The sequence below is a fragment of the Ferdinandcohnia sp. GQ5 genome, assembly GCF_059759275.1.
This window is the reverse complement of the sequence record NZ_JCAXEW010000006.1, coordinates 169,105-189,585: the sequence shown is the minus strand read 5'-3', so window position 1 is coordinate 189,585 and position 20,481 is coordinate 169,105. Positions and strand designations below refer to the sequence as shown.

Sequence of the window (20,481 nt, the reverse complement as noted above, 5' to 3'; positions counted from 1 at the left end):
AAGTTTAGTAGGATCATTATTGTGTAATCAATTGAGTAAATTTCGCTGCGTCCTCAGGCGCCATTTTTTCAAAGATAGCGGCTAGTTTTTCTGTATCAATACTTGAAAGAATCTCCCTTGCCTCTTCTTCTTGTAAATTCGGAATTATTTTTGCCGCATTTTTGGGAGACATCAGCTCATACATTTTAGTTAATTCATTTAATGATTTGCTTTTAGCTAAACGTTCTTTCTGGAGTTTTACAAGTTCATCTGAAAGGTTATTAATTTCATTTTCTAATGCTTCAATTTCATCGCTCTTTTTTACCAATTCGTTTTCCAATTGCGTAATTTTCGTTTCCTTTTCCTGTATCTCAGACTCTAAATCAGCAATTTCTATTTCATCCTCTTCCGGATTCTGCTCCTTTTTTTCATCACTAAAAAGAGAACTAACTGCTGGTATTTTAGCAACGACATCTTTCATTACTCCAAGTGGCTTAAAACCAGCAACAGATAGAAGTACAAATACTACTAATAAAGTAAAGATAGACGGTATAAGAATGACAAACAGGAACCATTGAAATCTACTGTATTCTTTTTCGTTTGTCTCCATTTGATCACCTATCTTCCTTTTGACATATATTGTTGGATTGAAATTTCATCCATCATTTGACTTTCTTGTATTTTTAATAGTCCCTCATAAATAGCAAAATCTTTTTCATGCATGATTTCGTATTTCTTAACCTCGATATTTTTTTCGGTTAGCAATGATTGTAGCTGTTGCATTTTGTTTCTTGCTTTTATAACAAGATTTTGGTAATACATAATTGTTCTTTCTAAGCTAGTAATAAAAGACTGTTGTTGTCTAATACTTTGAATGGATAAGCCGCTTTGTAGCTGCTGTCTTTGATTTTCTTCAAGTATTTCCTTCTTTTTTAAAGAATCGTATAAAGCTTCTGCAGCCTCTTCGAATTCTTTGACAGATGTTTTATAATCTGAAAGAACTTGATTCTTCTCATTTTCTTTTAGCGACATCACTTTTTGAAATTTGAACGTATAACTCATTTGTTTTATTCACCTTTTTCGGCCAATTGTGCTAATAAGTGTACACTTTCTTCAAACGTGAATTTTTCATCGGTTTGTTGTTTTAAGAAAGAAATAATCTTAGGATAATATCTGATTGCTTCATCAACCTCAATTGAAGAACCCCTTTTATAAGCCCCTATATTGATTAAGTCTTCTGAATTAAGGTAAGTGGCCAATATCCCTCTAATTTTTTCTGCATAAGCTTTATGTTCGCTTGATGTAATTTGGTTCATTACACGGCTAATCGATTTTAATACATTAATTGCAGGATACTGTCCTTTGTTAGCTAGACTTCGATCAAGAACAAAATGCCCATCAAGTATACCTCGAACTGTGTCGGCAATCGGTTCATTCATATCATCACCGTCTACCAGTACTGTGTAAAAAGCAGTTATTGAGCCTAAATGATTGGTACCAGTTCTCTCCAATAGTCTGGGAAGTGTGGTAAACACACTCGGTGTATATCCTTTCGTTGTTGGTGGTTCCCCAATCGCTAAGCCAATTTCCCTGCTTGCCATTGCAACGCGGGTAACAGAGTCCATCATTAACATGACATCTAAACCTTTATCTCTGAAATACTCTGCAATCGCAGTAGCAGTCATCGCTGCCTTGATTCTAAGAAGTGCCGGCTGATCTGAAGTCGCCACCACAAGAATCGATCTTTTAAGGCCCGCTTCACCCAAATCCTTTTCTATAAACTCTCTTACCTCTCGTCCACGCTCTCCAACAAGTGCAATTACATTAATGTCAGCAGTTGTATTTCGAGCAACCATTCCTAATAATGTACTTTTACCAACACCACTTCCTGCAAAAATTCCAACACGTTGTCCTTTACCAACCGTTAAGAGGGTATCAATCATTTTGACACCAACCTCAATTGGCTCTTCTATTGGAGGGCGAGATAGTGGGTTAGGAGGATCCTGTTCAGTAGGAGCCGACGACAATCCTCTAGGAAGTCCGCTTTCATCAAGGGGATGTCCTAATGGGTCTAATACCTTTCCAAGTAAACCTTCCCCGACTTTTATATCAAGTGGCTTGCCAGTAGCTTCCACGATGCTGCCTGGTGAAATATCCTTTACATTTGAGAAAGGCATTAAGATTACATGCTCTTCACGGAAACCGACTACTTCGGCTTGAATACATCTTTTATGTGTTAATCCCACATAAATAAGACATAAATCGCCTATCGAACATTCCGGTCCACGAGATTCAATCATCAAGCCAACAACTCTTGTCACCTTACCGTACCGCTTATATGAATCAATTGTATGGATTTGATCTAGCAGCTCGATTGCCTTCACGACCTATTCCTCCAATAGCAAAGAAAGCAGTTTTTCTTTTATCTCTGTAAGTTGAGTATCTACACTTGCATTAATCTTTCCGAAGGATGATTCAATCACACAATCTGTTTCTTTGAAATCTTCATTCGGATAGATAAAAAGATCAGTTTCTCGATTAAGGATGGCAATTAACTCCTCTTTTCGCTCCATCACATATTGAAAATAATGTGGGCTGACTTGAATCATAATATTAGAATGTTCCTTTACTTCTTTAGTCGCCTTTCTAACGAGAAAAACAAAATCCTCTGGTTTCTCAGAAAGATGAGAGCCAATGATTTTTTCTGCTACTGTTAAGCCAAGCTTAACAATGACTTCTTCAGAAGAATCAAGATATCGATCATAATCTTGCTTTGATAGATCAATAATTTTACGAGCCTCAGCAAGTAAATCTCTATATTCTTGATAGCCCTGTTCTCTACCTTCAACCAATCCAGCTTGAAAGCCATCTTCTGATGTTTTATTAATTAACAGTTGTTTTTCTTCTTCCCACTCACGTTTTTCCACTAATATTTGTTGCCTATGTGAGTTTGAATAGGAAATCGCATCTTTCACAATTTTATCCGCTTGTTCTCTAGCCTCTTCTACTATTTTTTGAGAGACTAAAAGTGAATTTGGCTGTGGTTCGACATTATTCGTTTCTTTTGTTTGTAGAACTTTAAGTCCGATGACTCTCTTAGGAGAATCGTTTGTCGTCTGCAAGGAACCTGACTTAATAACGTTAGACAATAATATCATCTCCTCCGCCACGAGCGATGACAATTTCCCCTGCTTCTTCTAGTCTACGGATGACTGTTACAATACGAGTTTGAGCTTCTTCAACATCACGCAATCGAACCGGTCCCATATATTCCATTTCTTCTTTAAATGTGTCGACCATTCGCTTCGACATGTTTTTAAAGACAATTTCCTTGACTTCCTCGCTTGCAACACGAAGGGAAAGCATAAGATCTTCATTCTCCACATCTCGAATTACACGTTGGATTGCACGATTATCGAGTGTCACAATATCCTCAAATACCAACATCCTCTTCTTAATTTCTTCAGCAAGTTCTGGATCTTGTATTTCGAGTGCATCTAATATTGTTCTTTCAGTTGAGCGATCGACACCATTTAATACCTCGACAACTGCCTCAATACCACCTGTTTGAGTATAATCATGTGTCACCGTAGCAGAGAGTTTACGCTCTAATATTTGTTCAACTTCATTTATTATCTCGGGTGAAGTTCGATCCATAATGGCGATTCTTCTAGCTATATCTGCTTGAACCTCTTGTGGCAACTCAGATAATATTTGTGCAGCCTGCCTTGAATCCAAGTACGATAAAATCAAAGCAATTGTCTGTGGATGCTCATTTTGAATAAAATTCAAAATTTGGCCTGGATCTGCTTTCCTTGCAAAATCAAACGGTTTAACCTGCAATGAAGATGTTAGTCGATTAATGATAATTCCTGCTTGCTCTTCACCAAGAGCTTTTTCGAGTACCGTTTTTGCATATCCAATTCCGCCCTGGCTGATATAATCCTGAGCCATTGCAATCTGATGGAACTCTTCCATAATTTGTTCCTTTGTATTTGCTTCCACCTTACGAACCCCTGATATTTCTAAAGTTAGTTTCTCAATCTCTTCCTCTGAAAGATGCTTATACACTGAAGCCGAAACATCCGGGCCAAGTGAAATGAGGAGAATGGCCGCTTTTTGTTTTCCGGTGAGTCCGTTTTGCATATCTCGTTTTGCCATTTCTCCACCTCCTACTCGTCTGCTAACCATGAACGTAATAATTTTGCAAAGTCTTCAGGCTTATCTTTCGCAAGCTTCTCCAATTGCTTTCTTCTAACCGTTGTTTCCGATTCTTTTTCTTCATTAAGATCTGGAATTTGATTAAAGAATACAGGTTCTGGTTGAGGGATTATCTCTTCAATCTCTGTTTCTTTCTTTTTACGTAAAAAGAAAAATAATAGAATGATTAGGCCAAGTACTAAAATACCCCCTACAATATACACCCATAAAGGAATTGCTTTAATGATTGGTGATTCAGGAACAGTATTCGTTTTTCCACTAAATTCTTGAACTGAAACGACAATTTTATCCTGTATCTCTTCTTGTGATAACTCAGTATTTTCATCTTGATTAATACTAGTCCTTACGATAGTGCTCAATATTCTCTCGATATCGTCGACACTTTCCTGTGGCATTGATGTAGGATTTTTCGGGTCTGGAGCTTCAACCATTACCTGGATTCCTAAATCTCTAATTTTATATGGTGCTTCAACAATATTTTTTGTAATTCGATTCACATCTTTATTCACACGTTCTTCGATTCGTTCATAGTCCCCATTACCAGCTTGTCCATCAGTGTTATAGGATGGGACATCTGATTCTCCAGTACCAACAACTCCACCAGCCTGGGCTCCTTCACCTGTATAGGTTTCAGTAATACGTTCGACACTAATTTCGATTCCATCCATATTTTCAGGGTCAACGGGTGTGACTAAATTTTCTTGACGGTTTTCTTGAGTGAAATCAATATCCGTAGTTACAGATACAAAAACCTTCTCTGGTCCCATCATCGTCCCTAGCATTTGCTGAACCTGTCTTTGAATATCTCTTTCAATCTCACGTTTCAAATCAAGCTGTGAGGCTACATTTCCTATAACTGATACATTTCCTTCATTTTCTAAGTCAAAATACTCAAAGTTTTGATTCGTTATGACGATATTATCAGTAGGTAAGTTAGGAATACTTTTGGAAACCAAGTGATATAAAGATTTTATCTGCTGCCCGTCTAATTTATATCCGGGTTTCGTGTTAAGTACGATTGATGCGGAGGCCTCTGCTTGGCTATCTTTTACAAAAATTCCTTCGTTCGGCATACTGATCATAACGTTCGCATCGTTTATCCCATCGATGCTCTTGATCATATTTGCTAATTCTGTTTGTGTGGATTCAAGTTTTAACATATTAAATTCATTATCGGTCATCCCAAATCCAGCATTTTGGCCAAAGAATGAATAATCAATGTTACCACTATCTGGTATTCCTTCTGCCGCAAGTTCTACCATTAAGGGTTCTACCAGTTCCTCTGGCACCTTAATGGTCGATCCATTATCCGCTATTTCAGATTGAATTCCTCTTGAATCTAACGTCGCTTTTATTTGTCCTGTTTCCTGTGGAGATAGATTGCTATACATAGGAACTAGGTTTGTTTTTGTTGTAAAAAACACAGTAAGCGAAATAATAAAAATGAAAAGCAATGGCAAACCAATAATTGTAGCTTTTTGAAAGCCAGATTGTTTATTCCAAAACTCGCCTATTTTTGTCTTATATAATAGTAGTTTCTCTTTCATGACATACCCCTAAGTAGAATATTTAAAATCCCGGACTAAACCTGCATCCTCATGATTTCTTGGTATGCTTCCACAACTTTATTTCGAATTTGAAGTGTCGTTTGCAATGACACACTTGCTTTTTCAGAAGCAATCATTACTTGGTGTAAATCTACATTTTCACCCTTAACAAGCTTTTCGGTCATTTTATCTGAAGTCTGTTGAGTTTCATTTACATTATTTAAGGCATCTTTTAAAAAGCTGCTAAATTCCTTTTGAACTGCACTTGCAGTCTTTGGCTGTGTAACAGGTTTCGACAAAACCTGTGATGTAGTAATATTTACCTTATCTATCATGCTTTATCACCTATTTCCCTATTTCTAGAGCTTTCATTAACATTCCTTTTGACGCATTAAAAACTGTTACATTCGCTTCGTAGGATCTAGTGGCACTCATCAGGTCGACCATTTCCTTTAGAGGGTCTACATTCGGAAGAGCCACATACCCGTCTGCATTAGCTTCAGGATGATCTGGGTTATATACAAGCTGAAATGGGGTTTGATCTTCAACAATACCTGTAACCTTAACACCATTTCCTGTTTTTGATTGATTCATCGCTTTTGATAAGTGGGAAGAAAAGCTATTGCCTAGAGGCTGCTGAACAACCATTTTCCTTCTATACGGCTGCCACTGTCCATCTACAAGTTTCCCTCTTGTTGTATCCACATTTGCCATATTAGAAGAAATAACGTCCATTCTAAGTCGTCCCGCAGTTAGGGCTGAGCTGCTTGTATTGAGGCTTTGAAATATTGACACCTTTAGTTTCCTCCTTTTACGACTGTTTTTAATGTATTGAATTTCCCGCTTATTCTTTGTGTGATGGCATTATAGTAAATTTGATTTTCTGCTAAAAGTGCCATTTCCTTATCGATATCGACATTGTTACCGTTATGGTTATATGCAGTATCGTTCTTCGCAATGAGCGGATTGTTCGAACGTTTACTGCTTGTAAATTCGATATGTTTTTCATTTGTTCGATTAGCTCTCATTTGGCTTTCCGTCTCATTAGCAAGAAGATTTTTAAAGCTCACATCTTGTGCTTTATAATTTGGTGTATCCACATTTGCTATATTATTTGAAATGACCTTCTGTCTTAAAGCTGAATAATCCAAAGCTTTTTCAAGTGAATGTATTGTATTAGAAAAAAGTTTCATATAAACCCCTCACAAAAAAGTACTATCATTCGAATAAATATAACGAATCGTATTAACTCCTTTTTCATTGTAATGAAATTAATTCTATCTGTCTATGAAGCTTGTGATAAAAAGTGATAATTTTCGACAATTTAGGACTTTCTACTCATAGTTTCCGTTTATCATTATAGATTTTCACAGGAGTAGTTTCACGTGTTTTTTACAAAAATCGTCAAGTACATATTTCCACTTCAAAAACTCGACAAATTATGTTACGAACACTTTTATAATAATTATGAAACAAAAAAAACGAAGATGTGAATTACATCTTCGTTTTTTATTAATTAATGTGATTTTAGTTTTTCTAATTCAAGTAAGAATTTATCATTTAGTACTTTAATGTAAGTACCTTTCATTCCTAGTGAACGAGATTCAATTACACCAGCACTTTCAAGCTTTCTTAATGCATTAACGATAACTGATCTTGTAATTCCTACGCGGTCAGCAATTTTACTTGCAACTAATAATCCTTCGTTGCCATTTAGCTCTTCAAAGATATGTTCAATAGCTTCAAATTCACTATAAGATAATGAACTGATTGCCATCTGAACAACAGCTTTGCTTCTAGCTTCTTCTTCAATTTCTTCAGCTTTTTCACGCAGAATTTCCATACCAACAACTGTTGCACCATATTCAGCTAAGATAAGGTCATCATCTTCAAATCTTTCATCTAGTCTTGAAAGAATGAGTGTTCCTAATCGTTCTCCACCACCGATTATCGGAACAATCGTTGTTAGTCCATTCTTAAACAATTCCTTGTTCTCGATTGGAAAAGCAGTATAATCACTTTCAATATCGAGATTAGATGATGTTTCCTGAATGTTGAATAAGCTTTGTGTGTACTCTTCAGGGAAATGACGATCCTCAATCATTTTCTTAATTCTTTCATTTTCAATCGTTTGCTTGATGGCAAAACCAAGAAGTTTCCCACGACGACTTAATAAGAAAGTATTCGCACCGATTACATCGGTTAATGTTTCTGACATTTCCTTAAAGTTAACTGGTTTACCTGCTGCATTTTGCAGCATTGCATTAATTTTTCTAGTTCTTTCTAATAATGGCATTTTTCTTGTTCCTCCTGATAAACTTACAAAATAAACTGACTTAAATCTTTGTTTTTTACAATTGTACTTAATTTCTCATCGACATATTGTGGAGTAATTGTGATTTTTTCCATCGTAATGTCCGGCGCTTCAAATGATAAATCCTCTAATAGTCTTTCCATAATTGTATGTAGACGACGAGCACCAATATTATCTGTATCCTGGTTCACTTGAAAGGCAACTTCAGCTATCTTACGAATAGCATCGTCAGAAAATTCCAGTTGTATACCTTCTGTTTCTAATAATGCTGAATATTGTTTCAATAATGCATTATCTGGCTCAACTAAGATACGGTAGAAATCATCTACTGTCAACTTAGTTAGCTCTACACGAATCGGAAAACGACCTTGTAATTCAGGGATTAAATCTGAAGGCTTTGACATGTGAAAAGCCCCAGCTGCAATAAAGAGCATATGATCTGTTTTAACAGAACCATATTTGGTGACAACTGTCGAACCTTCTACAATTGGTAAAATATCACGTTGGACTCCTTCCCTTGAAACATCTGCAGAAGAAGAATTATGACTTTTACCTGCAACCTTGTCAATCTCATCGATAAAAATAATACCCGACTGTTCTGCTCGGTTTACAGCTTCCTGTGTTACCTCATCCATATCAATTAGTTTAGCAGCTTCTTCATTTGTTAAGACTTTACGAGCTTCTTTAACTGTTAATTTACGCTTTTTACGCTTTTTCGGCATGAGGTTACTTAATGCATCCTGCATATTCATTCCCATATTTTCCATACCAGAGCCTTGTAGTAGGTCGAACATAGATGCCTGTTGCTCCTCTACTTCGACAGTTACATAATAATCCTCGAGTTCACCAAGTGCAAGCTTATGCGCCATTCGCTTTCTTCTTTCACTCAAGCTTTCATCTTCATTCGTTTTCTCTACTTCGGGTTCAGTGTTATTGCCTCCAAAAAGCATCTCAAGTGGATTTTTATAAGATGTTTGCTTTTTAGAACTTGGGACAAGTAGTTCAACTATTCGTTTATTTGCATTTTCCTCAGCACGTTCGGATACTTGAACCATTTTATCCTCTTTTACAAGGCGAACTGACGTTTCAACTAAGTCCCGAACCATCGATTCAACATCACGTCCGACATATCCAACTTCAGTAAATTTCGTTGCTTCTACTTTAATAAAAGGTGCACCAACTAGTTTTGCTAATCGTCTAGCTATTTCAGTTTTACCTACTCCGGTTGGCCCGATCATCAATATATTCTTGGGTACAATTTCATCTCTTAGCTTTTCGTTAAGCAAGTTGCGACGATATCGATTTCTTAATGCTACTGACACAGCTCTTTTTGCTTCATTTTGGCCAATGATGTATTGATCTAATTTTTCTACAATCTGTCTTGGGGTTAGATTCGTCTTCAAAGGTATCCCCTCCTTATAGTTCTTCAACTATAATATTTTCATTTGTATACACACAAATTTCACTTGCAATTTCTAATGAAGCTTTTGCAATTTCCCTTGCAGTTAAATAATCACCTGAATATTTTTTTAATGCACGTCCTGCAGAGAGCGCGTAATTCCCACCAGAGCCAATTGCCAAAATTCCATCATCTGGCTCAATTACTTCGCCTGTTCCAGAAATAAGTAGCAAATCCTTCTCATCCATCACAATAAGCATTGCCTCTAATTTACGAAGAACTTTGTCACTTCTCCATTCTTTTGCAAGTTCAACTGCTGCCCTTTGCAAATTTCCATTAAACTCTTCTAGGCGTCCTTCAAACATTTCAAATAGGGTAAACGCATCAGCGACCGACCCCGCAAAACCAGCAATAACCCTTCCTTGAAATAGTTTTCGTACCTTTCTTGCTGTATGTTTCATAACAACGGCATTTCCAAAGGTAACTTGACCATCACCAGCCATTGCTGATTTTCCTTTATGTTTTACAGCGAATATTGTTGTTGCATGAAAATTAGACATTTCTCAAACAACCTCCTTATGCACGTGGATGTGAGGACTTATAGATATTTCGCAAATGATCCTTTGTAACATGTGTATACACCTGTGTTGATGACAAACTTTCATGGCCCAGCAGTTCTTGTACAGACCTCATATCAGCGCCCTCGTTTAAAAGATGTGTAGCAAAAGTATGTCTTAATACGTGTGGACTAATATGAATAGTAGAAGACGTCTTCTTAATCATATTATTTAAGATTACCCTGACTCCTCTTGTTGTTAGTGGTCCACCCCGGAAATTAAGAAATAAATGGTTTGTATGTACTGAAGCTTTTTCAAGTAAATCCTTGCGACCTTTGGATATATAGTTTGTTAGTGCTTGTTCAGCATAGCTTCCAAAAGGGACATATCGCTGTTTGTTTCCCTTTCCGTGAACAAACACTGTTCCTGTTGAAAAGTCCAAGTCCTTGAGAGTGAGCTTACAACATTCACTCACACGGATTCCAGTCGCATATAATAACTCAAGTAAAGCTTGATCCCGTTGCCCTAAGCAAGTTGAAACATCTGAAACTCTAAATAGCTTTTCCAATTCTTCTTCATATAAAAAATGGGGAAGTCTTTGTTCCCTTTTTGGTAATGACACCAGTATAAAGGGATTTTGAGAAATAAGCTTCTCCCTTAAAAGGAAATTAAAAAAACTGCGCAATGTTGATATTTTTTTTGCAACAGTACGTCTTGCATATTGTTTCTTATAAAGCTCAGTTAGATACAAACGCACATCGGAATATGTTACGTCAGTAAGATTTAAGATTGTTTCTCGGTTCATAAATAAGAAAAAGTCTTCAATTGACTGTTCATAATGCACAATAGTATATTCTGAATAATTTTTCTCAATTTGTAAATATTCTTTGAATAACTGTAACGATTTGTTCACATCTTCCAATTTATCCACCTCACAAGGGCTACTAAATATTATCACAATTTAGTAGCCCTTGCAAATAAAAACTCTGATTTTTTTACAAAATTCTGAATTGCGTAAGAAATCCGCTTTTTCCGATAGAAAATGGAAAGTGGTGAGCTGTACGCTGCTCACCACCACATGTTACTTCTGAGTTTCTTCTTTATAATCACACTGTGCACATTGTACCTGAATTCCTTTTTTGAGTTTTTTCTCAACTAATAGGTTTTCACACTTTGGACATTTCCGAGCTAGTGGTTTATCCCAAGATAGAAAATCACATTCTGGGTATTGATCGCAACCATAAAAAATTCTTTTCTTCTTGCTTTTTCTCTCAACAATATTTCCTTTTTCACATTTCGGACAAGGAACCCCGATTTCTTTTACAATCGGTTTTGTATTGCGACAATCTGGAAAATTGGAACAGGCCATGAATTTGCCGTAGCGACCCATTTTGTAAACCATAGGATGACCACAGTTTTCACAATCTACACCCGCAGGTTCATCCTTAATTTCTACTTCCTTCATTTCTGATTCTGCAATTTCTAATCTCTTTTCAAAGTCCTGATAAAATTCATCAATAATTTTAATCCACTCAGTTTTACCTTCTTCAATTTCATCAAGGTCATGCTCCATTTTTGCAGTAAATTCTACATCTAAAATTCTCGGGAAGAATTCAAGCATTAACTCATCTACGATTTCCCCTAATTCGGTAGGAACAAAACGTTTATTATCTAAGGAAACATAGCCTCTTTTCTGGATAGTATCCAAAGTTGGTGCATAAGTTGAAGGTCTTCCTATTCCAAGTTCCTCCATCGTTTTAACAAGTCGAGCTTCCGTATATCTTGGAGGTGGCTGAGTAAAGTGTTGCTTCGGATCAATATCTGTAGCAAATACTCGGTCACCCTCTTTTAAATCAGGTAGCATCTTCTCTTTTTCTTCAACATTGTCATCATTACCCTCAACATAAACCTTCATAAATCCAGGGAATTTAACTTTTGATCCAGTGGCTCTGAACACAACGTCTCCATAATTTAGGTCAACACTCATTGTATCCAAGATTGCAGAAGCCATTTGACTAGCAACAAATCGCTCCCAAATCAATTTATATAATCTTAGTTGATCTCTGCTTAAATATTGTTTCACACTATTTGGTTCTCTGAAGACTGAAGTCGGGCGAATCCCTTCGTGAGCATCCTGTGTATTCGCACCTTTTTTCTCTTTCCTTTTTGTATCTGTTAAAAATTGTTTTCCAAATGTCTGTTCAATATATTGGGAACTTTCCTGAACGGCTGTCTCTGAAATTCGAGTTGAATCTGTACGCATATATGTGATTAAACCAACTGTTCCTTCCTTACCTAGGTCAATTCCTTCATATAATTGTTGAGCAAGCATCATTGTTTTCTTCGCACGGAAATTTAATTTACGCGCAGCTTCCTGTTGTAGGGAAGATGTAATAAATGGTGGTGCCGGATTTCTTTTACGTTCTTTTTTTGTGACAGATGTAATGGTAAATGATTTCGCTTTTTTAGAAATCACCGCTGTTAACTCATCATCGCTCCCAGAGAATTCAGCTTCAATTTGAGAAAGGATATCTTCTACCTCGGTTTTATTTGTTAACTCTATTTTATTTCCATTTACACCGTAAAATTGTCCCTCAAATTGTACTTTTTCATTTTCTTTTAAAAAGTTCGCTTTAATTGACCAATATTCTTCCGGTTCAAAATTTTGAATCTCTTTTTCTCTATCAATAATTAATCTAACAGCAACTGATTGAACTCGTCCCGCACTTAAACCTTTTTTTACTTTCTTCCAAAGCAACGGGCTAATATTATAGCCTACTAATCTGTCAAGAACACGTCTTGCTTGTTGAGCATCTACTAGTGCCTGATTAATTGGACGTGGATGTTTAAAGGATTCTTTAATGGCATCCTTTGTAATTTCGTTAAATACAACTCGACAATCAGAAGTAATATCAAGATCTAACGAGTGTGCCAAATGCCAAGCGATTGCTTCTCCTTCGCGGTCGGGGTCGGCTGCTAGAAAGACTTTCTTTGCTTTCTTTGCTGCAGTTTTTAATTCCTTTAACACTGGTCCTTTTCCACGAATAGTAATATATTTTACTTCAAAATCATTTTTTGCATCTACACCCATTTGACTTCTTGGTAGATCTCGTACATGGCCCATTGAAGCCTTTACTTTATATTTCTTACCCAAATATCTCTCAATTGTTTTTGCCTTTGCTGGTGATTCAACTATGACTAAATAGTCCGACATGTATCGCTTCCTCCTTAGAGGTTAAATTAATTTTCCATTTATAATAAATATTGCCTAATTTAATAATAAATCCTCCATATTATTAAATATTCATGTACCGTTTGTCAAACTGTTAAATTTATTTTTATACATTTTAACTAGTTATTCTTTATTCAAAAGTATGAAATTCTGATAAAATATCCTCGCTTGTAAGGACTAATTTTGCTCCGGATTGGATTAACTTATTCGTTCCTACACATGAAGGTTCTAATATCGAACCTGGTATCGCAAAGACCTCTCTGCCTTGGTTTAGAGCTTGATCAGCAGTAATTAATGAACCGCTTTTTTCTTTTGCTTCAACGACAAGAGTTCCTTGAGTTAAACCGCTAATAATTCGATTTCGCATCGGAAACTGCCATTTTTCAGGCTTTGTGGATGGGGGATATTCAGAAATAAGTATATGATTCTGAGTGATGGTAGTTGCTAACTCTTTATTCTCGTGAGGATAAATATGATGAAGACCGCCAGCGATGACTGCAATTGTTTTTCCATTATTTCGGATTGCTAATTGGTGTCCCATTGTATCAATACCACGCGCTAAACCACTAACCAATACCCAATTTTGCTTAATCAAAGGTTCTAAAACTTTTTTCATACTCTGTAAACTAGTTGATGATGGTGTACGTGAACCAACAACACTTAATAATTTCTTACTATTTAGCAAGGATTTGTCTCCAAGCGTATAAATGACCCATGGTGGATCATAAATTTGTTTCAATAGTCTAGGATACTCTTGATCAAATATGGTAATTATCCCCACATTATTATCGCTATATTGTTTTAGCATACTTTGGATTGATAAAGAATGCAAATCTTTTAGAAAAATAGTTAGTTGATTTTTAGACAATGAAAGGATTTTTTCATAAAGGGAAGGGGGGTATTTATAAATTTGGGAGAGGGATGAATCATGCTGTAGTATTTTATAAATCGATTTCCAACCTATTCCTCGACAGTGGTGAAGATGTATTAAGTTTTCTCGAAATTTGTCCATAAATTCTCCTTTTTTTCATCAGAAAAAGACAGTTCTCTAGACAAGAACTGCCTCTTTCGTGTATATATTAGTGAGTTTTACACTTTTCGTATAAACCTTTTTCCTTAAGAACAGAAATTAATGTCTCGCCCATAACTGATGGTGTTTCAGCGACCTTAATTCCACATTCATTCATTGTTTTGATCTTTTCAGCAGCAGTACCTTTACCACCAGAAATAATCGCACCAGCATGGCCCATACGCTTTCCTGGAGGCGCAGTTTGTCCACCGATAAATCCAACAACTGGTTTAGTCATGTTTGCTTTAACCCATTCAGCAGCTTCTTCTTCAGCTGTTCCACCGATTTCACCAATCATGATAACCGCATATGTTTCTTCATCTTCGTTAAATGCTTTTAATACATCGATGAAGTTCGTTCCGTTTACTGGGTCTCCACCAATACCAACTGCAGTTGTTTGACCAATTCCAGCTTGTGTTAATTGGTGTACAGCCTCATAAGTTAATGTACCAGAACGTGATACAACACCTACATGTCCCTTTTTATGGATATATCCAGGCATGATTCCGATTTTACATTCATCAGCAGTGATAACACCAGGACAGTTAGGACCTACTAAACGAGTCTTCTTACCTTCCATATAGCGTTTCACTTTCACCATGTCTAATACTGGTATATGCTCAGTAATACAGATTGCTAAATCTAATTCAGCATCAACTGCTTCGATAATTGCGTCTGCTGCAAATGGAGCAGGAACATAAATTACTGAAGCTGTTGCACCTGTTTGTTCTACTGCTTCTTTTACAGTATTAAATACAGGAACTCCTTCTACTTCAGTTCCACCCTTACCAGGTGAAGTACCACCAACAATTTTAGTACCATATTCAAGCATTTGTTTTGTATGGAATAATGCAGTTGCACCTGTTATCCCTTGAACAATTACTTTTGTATCTTTATTAACAAAAACACCCATGTTTGTCCCCTGCCTTTCTATCCTACTAGTGATACGATTTTTTGTGCACCATCTGCCATTGATTCAGCAGCTGTAATGTTCAGACCAGATTCTTGTAAGATCTTTTTACCTAAATCTACGTTTGTTCCTTCAAGACGTACTACTAGAGGAATTTCCAAGCCTACTTCTTTCGTTGCAGTTACAACACCTTCTGCGATTACATCACACTTCATAATTCCACCAAAGATATTTACGAAAATACCTTTAACGTTTTCATCAGATAGAATGATTTTGAATGCTTCAGTAACTTTCTCTGCAGTTGCACCGCCTCCAACATCAAGGAAGTTCGCAGGATCGCCACCGTAGTGCTTAATAATGTCCATCGTAGACATAGCAAGACCTGCACCGTTAACCATACATCCGATGTTTCCATCTAGTGAAATATAGCTTAAATCATATTTAGATGCTTCAATTTCTTTTGCATCTTCTTCATCTAAATCACGGTATTCAAGCACGTCCTTTTGACGGTATAATGCGTTAGAATCAAAGTTTAATTTTGCATCAAGCGCCATAACTTTACCATCGCCTGTTACAACTAATGGGTTAATTTCAGCAATTGAGCAATCTTTTTCAACGAATGCAGTGTATAAAGCAGTCATGAATTTAACAGCTTGATTCACTAATTCTTTTGGAATGTTAATGTTGAAAGCAATACGACGAGCTTGGAATGGCAATAATCCAACTACTGGATCGATTACTTCTTTGAAAATCTTTTCAGGTGTTTTTTCAGCAACCTCTTCGATTTCTGTTCCACCTTCTTCAGATGCCATTAAAACCACACGAGAAGTAGCACGATCAAGTACTAGTCCAACATAGTACTCTTTTTTAATATCGCAGCCTTCTTCAATTAGAAGACGCTTTACTTCTTTACCTTCTGGTCCTGTTTGGTGTGTTACAAGCGTTTTACCTAGGATTTCATTAGCATATGTACGAACCTCATCTAGGTTTTTCGCTACTTTAACTCCACCCGCTTTACCACGACCCCCTGCGTGAATTTGTGCTTTAACAACACAAACTTGGGAACCAAGTTCTTTTGCAGCTTCAACAGCCTCATCAACCGTGAAAGCAACCTTACCATTTGGAACAGCTACCCCATATTTTCTGAGGATCTCTTTTCCTTGATACTCATGGATATTCATTTCCCATCCTCCATTCTTATGTATAAAAGCAAAGAATTTTTTTGTCAGTCCAAATGTTATTATACATTTTCTTTTTTAATCTTTCTATGACAATTATAATTTTTCCGAAAAATCTTATTTGCATAGAAATTTACATCATACTGAGATAGGATTTTTTCCTCATTCTTTATGATGTTAACTCGACAAAATTAGACTGCGCTTTCATTTTATAACTGAATTAACTACTTGTCTACCATTTCGCATGAATTTGTTCTTTTTTCTACAAATAATGACTAATTTACTATACCACAAAACTATTTTTTTGATTCTTCAAGATATTTATCTATTTCGTAAACAAAAGCAAAAATTTCTGCAACGACTTGATATAAATCATCAGGAATCCCCTCATTTATTCTAAGTTCCCCTAACAACTCTACTAAAGCTGTATCCTCTTGTATTGGAACTTCATGTTCTTTTGCCTGTTCAATTATATTTTCGGCTACAAGCCCGCTACCTTTTGCAATTACCTTAGGCTCAGAGTCTATTTTTTCGTTATATGACAAAGCAACAGCCATTTTCGCTTTGTTCTTTTGTACTTTTTTCATATTTTTAGATCTACTCTTTCATGAACTTGAGTTGAGTCGATTTGACCAATCACGTTGTCCCTCTCTAATGTGTTACTTATCTTTATTGATGAAAGCTGGTACCCTAAAGGAACTAAATTCGTTTGGAGGGTAGATTTCAATTCACTGACCAAAGACTCGACTTTATCTGATTGATTAATAATCACTATTGATATAATACGATTTTGAACCTTTACATCAATGACTACTTCATTTAAATATTTGAGTTCTATTGAAAAGAGTAAACGACAAAAATCAGAATCAATTTCCCCATTTTTCTTCCTTCCATTCATCCAAAGAGAAACGTTCTTATTATCTTGAGTTTGAAAGGTAAATTGGTATTGAAGAAATTGACTAGGGTCATTCGACGTTAGGTCAACTGTGTCCATTTGATATAAGGAATTTTGCTGGAATGCATTTTTAGAGATTTCACTCGTCTTTACAGATAATAACCTCGATAGGTTGGTGGAAGAAATTTGTGTTTTTTCTTCTCCCTGACTTGCATTTGAAAGAGAGTGAAGCTTTTGTACAGCTCCACTCTTAAATATTGCTTGTATTAAATGAACTGGGATCATCATTTTACCTCTATTATCTGTCGAATTGGAGCATATGAACGTCGGTGTTCGCTTGTAACGCCGTATTTTTTAAGCGCATCAAGATGATATGCTGTACCATATCCCATATGCTTTTCGAACCCGTATTGAGGATACTCATGACCTAGGCGGACCATTAAACGGTCTCTAGTCACTTTTGCAATAATTGAGCTCGCTGCTATCGAAACACTTTTTGAATCTCCTTTAATGATCGACGTTTGAGGGATAGCGATTGGTATTTCCATTGCGTCAACTAATAGATGATCAGGTTTTTCAGAAAGACCCATAAGTGCTTTTTTCATTGCTTGCTTTGTTGCTTGATAAATATTTACTTCATCAATAACTTCTGCAGGTATAATCCCGATACCGATAGAAATCGCGCATTCTGTTATTTGTTGGAATAATTCTTCTCGTTTTTGTTCAGATAGTTTTTTTGAATCATTTAGGCCCGGTAAAAAAGCATCTTGAGGTAAAATGACAGCAGCCGCAACTACTGGGCCTGCCAATGGACCACGACCGACTTCATCGACTCCCGCTATAAAACGATACCCCATATTATAAAGGCCTTGTTCATATTGGGTCATTTCTTTAAATTGTTGCTCTAAGGCCTTTTCTTCAGCTTTTTTCTTTCTCCATCGTTGCAGAAGAACTTGAACCCCTTTGCGAGAATCATTTTCACAGTCCTTTAAAAACTGATCCTGTTCATTATGTATCATGGATAGTTGATTTTCGATATCTTTGATTGTCAATTGTGACATGTTTTCACCTTCAATTTCTAATGCTTCATGTAAGTTATATCGTCATTTTCGAAAAAAAATGAAGGCTCGCTATAAAGCGAACCTTAAGGTTTCTCAAATGTTAACCTGCCTAATTTTTCAGTTCGAATTTCTCGAATAATTAATTCTGCTGTTTTATCATAGTCTACAAATCCACCAGACATCATGCTACCACGACGTTTGGCAATTTCATCAAATAGCAATACGATATCATCAGGAATTTCTTCAAGACCAAAACGGTCTTGTAAATTCTCAGGATAATTTTCTTCTAAAAATCTAAGGGCATACACAGCAATATCCTGCAGATTTAGAATTGTGTCTTTAATAGCTCCAGTTGTTGCTAATTTTAGACCCACTTCTTGATCCTCGAATTTAGGCCAAAGAATTCCAGGTGTGTCAAGGAGCTCTAGCTCTTTACCAACCTTGATCCATTGTTGAGCTTTCGTAATCCCAGGACGGTCACCCGTTTGTGCAATATTTTTCTTTGCTAAGCGATTAATTAATGTCGATTTACCGACATTAGGAATCCCAACAATTAATGCTCGTATTGCTCGTGGTCGAATCCCTTTTGCAGCCATTTTGTCAAATTTTTCTTTTAAAATTACCTTTGCTTCACTAACGATTTGCTTCATGCCATTACCTTCTTGTGAATTAATAGCGAGGGCATGTACACCGTTTTCTTTATAATATGAAATCCATTCTTTTGTTAGTTTTGGATCGGCCATGTCTGCTTTATTCAAAAGGAGAAGCCTTGGTTTATTTTTTATGATTTCATCTATCATTGGGTTTCGGGACGATGCAGGAATCCTAGCATCAACAAGTTCGAATACAATATCAATGAGAGAGAGTTTTTCGGTGACCTGTCTTCTCGCTTTTGCCATATGGCCTGGAAACCATTGAATTGTCAATATCTTCACCAACTTATATGGTTTATTTTGTTAAGTTGTCTTTTTCGTTTATTTTACAATACCAAAATCAGATATTGGCCAGTAGATTAGGCTTGTTTCACCTAGGACTTCGCTGATTGGGACTGGGCCGATATGGCGCGAGTCCTTACTGTAGCGGCGATTGTCCCCCATGACAAACAGGTGACCTTCTGGCACTTCTTCTAAAATAAATGGATCTGTAAGTGGTCCATCAATTAGGTTTTTCTTATATTCATCAAGATAGGGTTCTTCGTACGGTTCATCATTAATGTAGAGGATATCGTTTTTATATTCAATTCGATCACCAGGTAATCCTATTATCCGCTTGATGTAATCTTTTTCGACTGTTGCATGGAAGACTACGATGTCAAATCGGTCTGGTTCACCCACCTTATAACCAATCTTATTAACAATCATACGGTCTTGGTGATGTAAGGTTGGCATCATTGAAAGCCCATCTACTACAATCGGTGCAAAGAAAAAATAACGGATTACTGCTGCTAATATGACAGCAATGGCTAGCGCTTTAATCCATTCCCAAAGTTCATTTTTTTGTTTGGCCATCATTGCTCCTCCACCTGTTCTTTTCTCATCTACCAAATAGCTTTTTATATAAGAATAGAGTATGTATTATCCTACTATTATAAATAGAATTTGTACAAATGTAAAAGGAGCTTGTTAATTTTATACAAGCTCCTTTCTCGTTTATTATCGAATTTCTTTAATACGTGCTTTTTTACCACGAAGTTCGCGTAAGTAGTATAATTTCGCACGGCGTACTTTACCACGGCGTACTACTTCAAGCTTCGCAATTTTTGGTGTATGCACTGGGAATGTACGTTCAACACCAACTCCGTAAGATACCTTACGAACAGTGAAAGTTTCGCTAATTCCACCACCACGACGCTTAATCACAACACCTTCATATACCTGAATACGCTCACGGTTACCCTCGATAACTTTAACGTGTACACGTACTGTATCTCCAGGACGGAAAACAGGAAGGTCAGTTCTTAATTGTTCTTTTGTGATTTCTTCAATAATGTTTTGCATCGTCTTTTCAACTCCTTCCAACAGATGCTCTTACCAATATACATTCATTGCAGCGGAACATCTTAATAAGACAAGGACAAATTGCCCAAGTCACAAAGAGTATATTACCATATTCCTGATAC

The 20,481-nt window shown here is 36.4% G+C and carries 23 protein-coding genes; all 23 read right to left on the bottom strand.

Annotated elements, in window-relative coordinates; genetic code table 11:
• Positions 1-16: 16 nt before the first annotated feature.
• Positions 17-589: a magnesium transporter MgtE N-terminal domain-containing protein gene (locus tag AC6CHV_RS09625; RefSeq protein ID WP_498078783.1), complete on the bottom strand. Its 573-nt coding sequence runs from the start codon at positions 587-589 to the stop codon at positions 17-19.
• 8 nt (positions 590-597) lie between these two features.
• On the bottom strand, positions 598-1,041 hold the full coding sequence (fliJ, locus tag AC6CHV_RS09620; RefSeq protein ID WP_341331898.1) for a flagellar export protein FliJ: 444 nt from the start codon (positions 1,039-1,041) through the stop codon (positions 598-600).
• A 5-nt stretch (positions 1,042-1,046) separates the two neighbouring features.
• Positions 1,047-2,363 carry a flagellar protein export ATPase FliI gene (gene fliI, locus AC6CHV_RS09615; protein ID WP_341331899.1) on the bottom strand — a complete coding sequence of 439 codons (1,317 nt, stop codon included), beginning with the start codon at positions 2,361-2,363 and terminating at the stop codon, positions 1,047-1,049.
• A 3-nt stretch (positions 2,364-2,366) separates the two neighbouring features.
• Positions 2,367-3,128, bottom strand: coding sequence for a flagellar assembly protein FliH (gene fliH / locus AC6CHV_RS09610; protein ID WP_498078782.1), 762 nt, complete (start codon positions 3,126-3,128; stop codon positions 2,367-2,369).
• Complete coding sequence (gene fliG / locus AC6CHV_RS09605; protein WP_498078781.1) at positions 3,121-4,140, bottom strand: flagellar motor switch protein FliG; 1,020 nt, start codon at positions 4,138-4,140, stop codon at positions 3,121-3,123. The genes fliH and fliG overlap by 8 nt, the downstream gene beginning before the upstream one ends.
• A gap of 11 nt (positions 4,141-4,151) precedes the next feature.
• On the bottom strand, positions 4,152-5,747 hold the full coding sequence (gene fliF, locus AC6CHV_RS09600; protein ID WP_498078780.1) for a flagellar basal-body MS-ring/collar protein FliF: 1,596 nt from the start codon (positions 5,745-5,747) through the stop codon (positions 4,152-4,154).
• Positions 5,748-5,782: 35 nt separating this feature from the next.
• The gene (fliE, locus tag AC6CHV_RS09595; RefSeq protein WP_341331903.1) at positions 5,783-6,082 is read right to left on the bottom strand and encodes a flagellar hook-basal body complex protein FliE; all 300 of its coding nucleotides are present in this window, start codon (positions 6,080-6,082) and stop codon (positions 5,783-5,785) included.
• A gap of 10 nt (positions 6,083-6,092) precedes the next feature.
• Positions 6,093-6,536 carry a flagellar basal body rod protein FlgC gene (gene flgC, locus AC6CHV_RS09590; RefSeq protein WP_121446706.1) on the bottom strand — a complete coding sequence of 148 codons (444 nt, stop codon included), beginning with the start codon at positions 6,534-6,536 and terminating at the stop codon, positions 6,093-6,095.
• An 8-nt stretch (positions 6,537-6,544) separates the two neighbouring features.
• Positions 6,545-6,940, bottom strand: coding sequence for a flagellar basal body rod protein FlgB (gene flgB, locus AC6CHV_RS09585; protein ID WP_341331904.1), 396 nt, complete (start codon positions 6,938-6,940; stop codon positions 6,545-6,547).
• 323 nt (positions 6,941-7,263) lie between these two features.
• Complete coding sequence (gene codY, locus AC6CHV_RS09580; RefSeq protein ID WP_099352412.1) at positions 7,264-8,043, bottom strand: GTP-sensing pleiotropic transcriptional regulator CodY; 780 nt, start codon at positions 8,041-8,043, stop codon at positions 7,264-7,266.
• A gap of 23 nt (positions 8,044-8,066) precedes the next feature.
• On the bottom strand, positions 8,067-9,464 hold the full coding sequence (gene hslU / locus AC6CHV_RS09575) for an ATP-dependent protease ATPase subunit HslU (RefSeq protein WP_207899871.1): 1,398 nt from the start codon (positions 9,462-9,464) through the stop codon (positions 8,067-8,069).
• A 13-nt stretch (positions 9,465-9,477) separates the two neighbouring features.
• Positions 9,478-10,020 carry an ATP-dependent protease subunit HslV gene (gene hslV, locus AC6CHV_RS09570; protein ID WP_498078779.1) on the bottom strand — a complete coding sequence of 181 codons (543 nt, stop codon included), beginning with the start codon at positions 10,018-10,020 and terminating at the stop codon, positions 9,478-9,480.
• Between the two features lie 16 nt (positions 10,021-10,036).
• Positions 10,037-10,939, bottom strand: coding sequence for a tyrosine recombinase XerC (gene xerC, locus AC6CHV_RS09565; protein WP_498078778.1), 903 nt, complete (start codon positions 10,937-10,939; stop codon positions 10,037-10,039).
• A gap of 159 nt (positions 10,940-11,098) precedes the next feature.
• Entirely contained in the window at positions 11,099-13,231 is a 2,133-nt protein-coding gene (gene topA / locus AC6CHV_RS09560; protein WP_498078777.1) for a type I DNA topoisomerase, read from the bottom strand.
• Between the two features lie 148 nt (positions 13,232-13,379).
• Positions 13,380-14,261: a DNA-processing protein DprA gene (gene dprA / locus AC6CHV_RS09555; protein ID WP_341331909.1), complete on the bottom strand. Its 882-nt coding sequence runs from the start codon at positions 14,259-14,261 to the stop codon at positions 13,380-13,382.
• A 67-nt stretch (positions 14,262-14,328) separates the two neighbouring features.
• Positions 14,329-15,231 (bottom strand): succinate--CoA ligase subunit alpha, encoded by a 903-nt coding sequence (gene sucD, locus AC6CHV_RS09550; protein ID WP_099352406.1) that lies wholly within the window; start codon positions 15,229-15,231, stop codon positions 14,329-14,331.
• Positions 15,232-15,248: 17 nt separating this feature from the next.
• On the bottom strand, positions 15,249-16,409 hold the full coding sequence (sucC, locus tag AC6CHV_RS09545) for an ADP-forming succinate--CoA ligase subunit beta (RefSeq protein WP_341331910.1): 1,161 nt from the start codon (positions 16,407-16,409) through the stop codon (positions 15,249-15,251).
• A 293-nt stretch (positions 16,410-16,702) separates the two neighbouring features.
• Entirely contained in the window at positions 16,703-16,993 is a 291-nt protein-coding gene (locus tag AC6CHV_RS09540) for an EscU/YscU/HrcU family type III secretion system export apparatus switch protein (RefSeq protein WP_498078776.1), read from the bottom strand.
• Positions 16,990-17,586 (bottom strand): hypothetical protein, encoded by a 597-nt coding sequence (locus tag AC6CHV_RS09535; protein ID WP_341331912.1) that lies wholly within the window; start codon positions 17,584-17,586, stop codon positions 16,990-16,992. The genes AC6CHV_RS09540 and AC6CHV_RS09535 overlap by 4 nt, the downstream gene beginning before the upstream one ends.
• The gene (gene rnhB, locus AC6CHV_RS09530) at positions 17,586-18,362 is read right to left on the bottom strand and encodes a ribonuclease HII (RefSeq protein ID WP_498078775.1); all 777 of its coding nucleotides are present in this window, start codon (positions 18,360-18,362) and stop codon (positions 17,586-17,588) included. The genes AC6CHV_RS09535 and rnhB overlap by 1 nt, the downstream gene beginning before the upstream one ends.
• 83 nt (positions 18,363-18,445) lie before the next feature.
• Positions 18,446-19,288 (bottom strand): ribosome biogenesis GTPase YlqF, encoded by an 843-nt coding sequence (ylqF, locus tag AC6CHV_RS09525; protein WP_341331914.1) that lies wholly within the window; start codon positions 19,286-19,288, stop codon positions 18,446-18,448.
• 48 nt (positions 19,289-19,336) lie between these two features.
• The gene (gene lepB / locus AC6CHV_RS09520; protein ID WP_341331915.1) at positions 19,337-19,870 is read right to left on the bottom strand and encodes a signal peptidase I; all 534 of its coding nucleotides are present in this window, start codon (positions 19,868-19,870) and stop codon (positions 19,337-19,339) included.
• A 144-nt stretch (positions 19,871-20,014) separates the two neighbouring features.
• A complete protein-coding gene (gene rplS, locus AC6CHV_RS09515; protein WP_121446560.1) occupies positions 20,015-20,359 on the bottom strand; it encodes a 50S ribosomal protein L19 in 345 nt (114 codons plus the stop codon).
• Positions 20,360-20,481 lie beyond the last annotated feature (122 nt).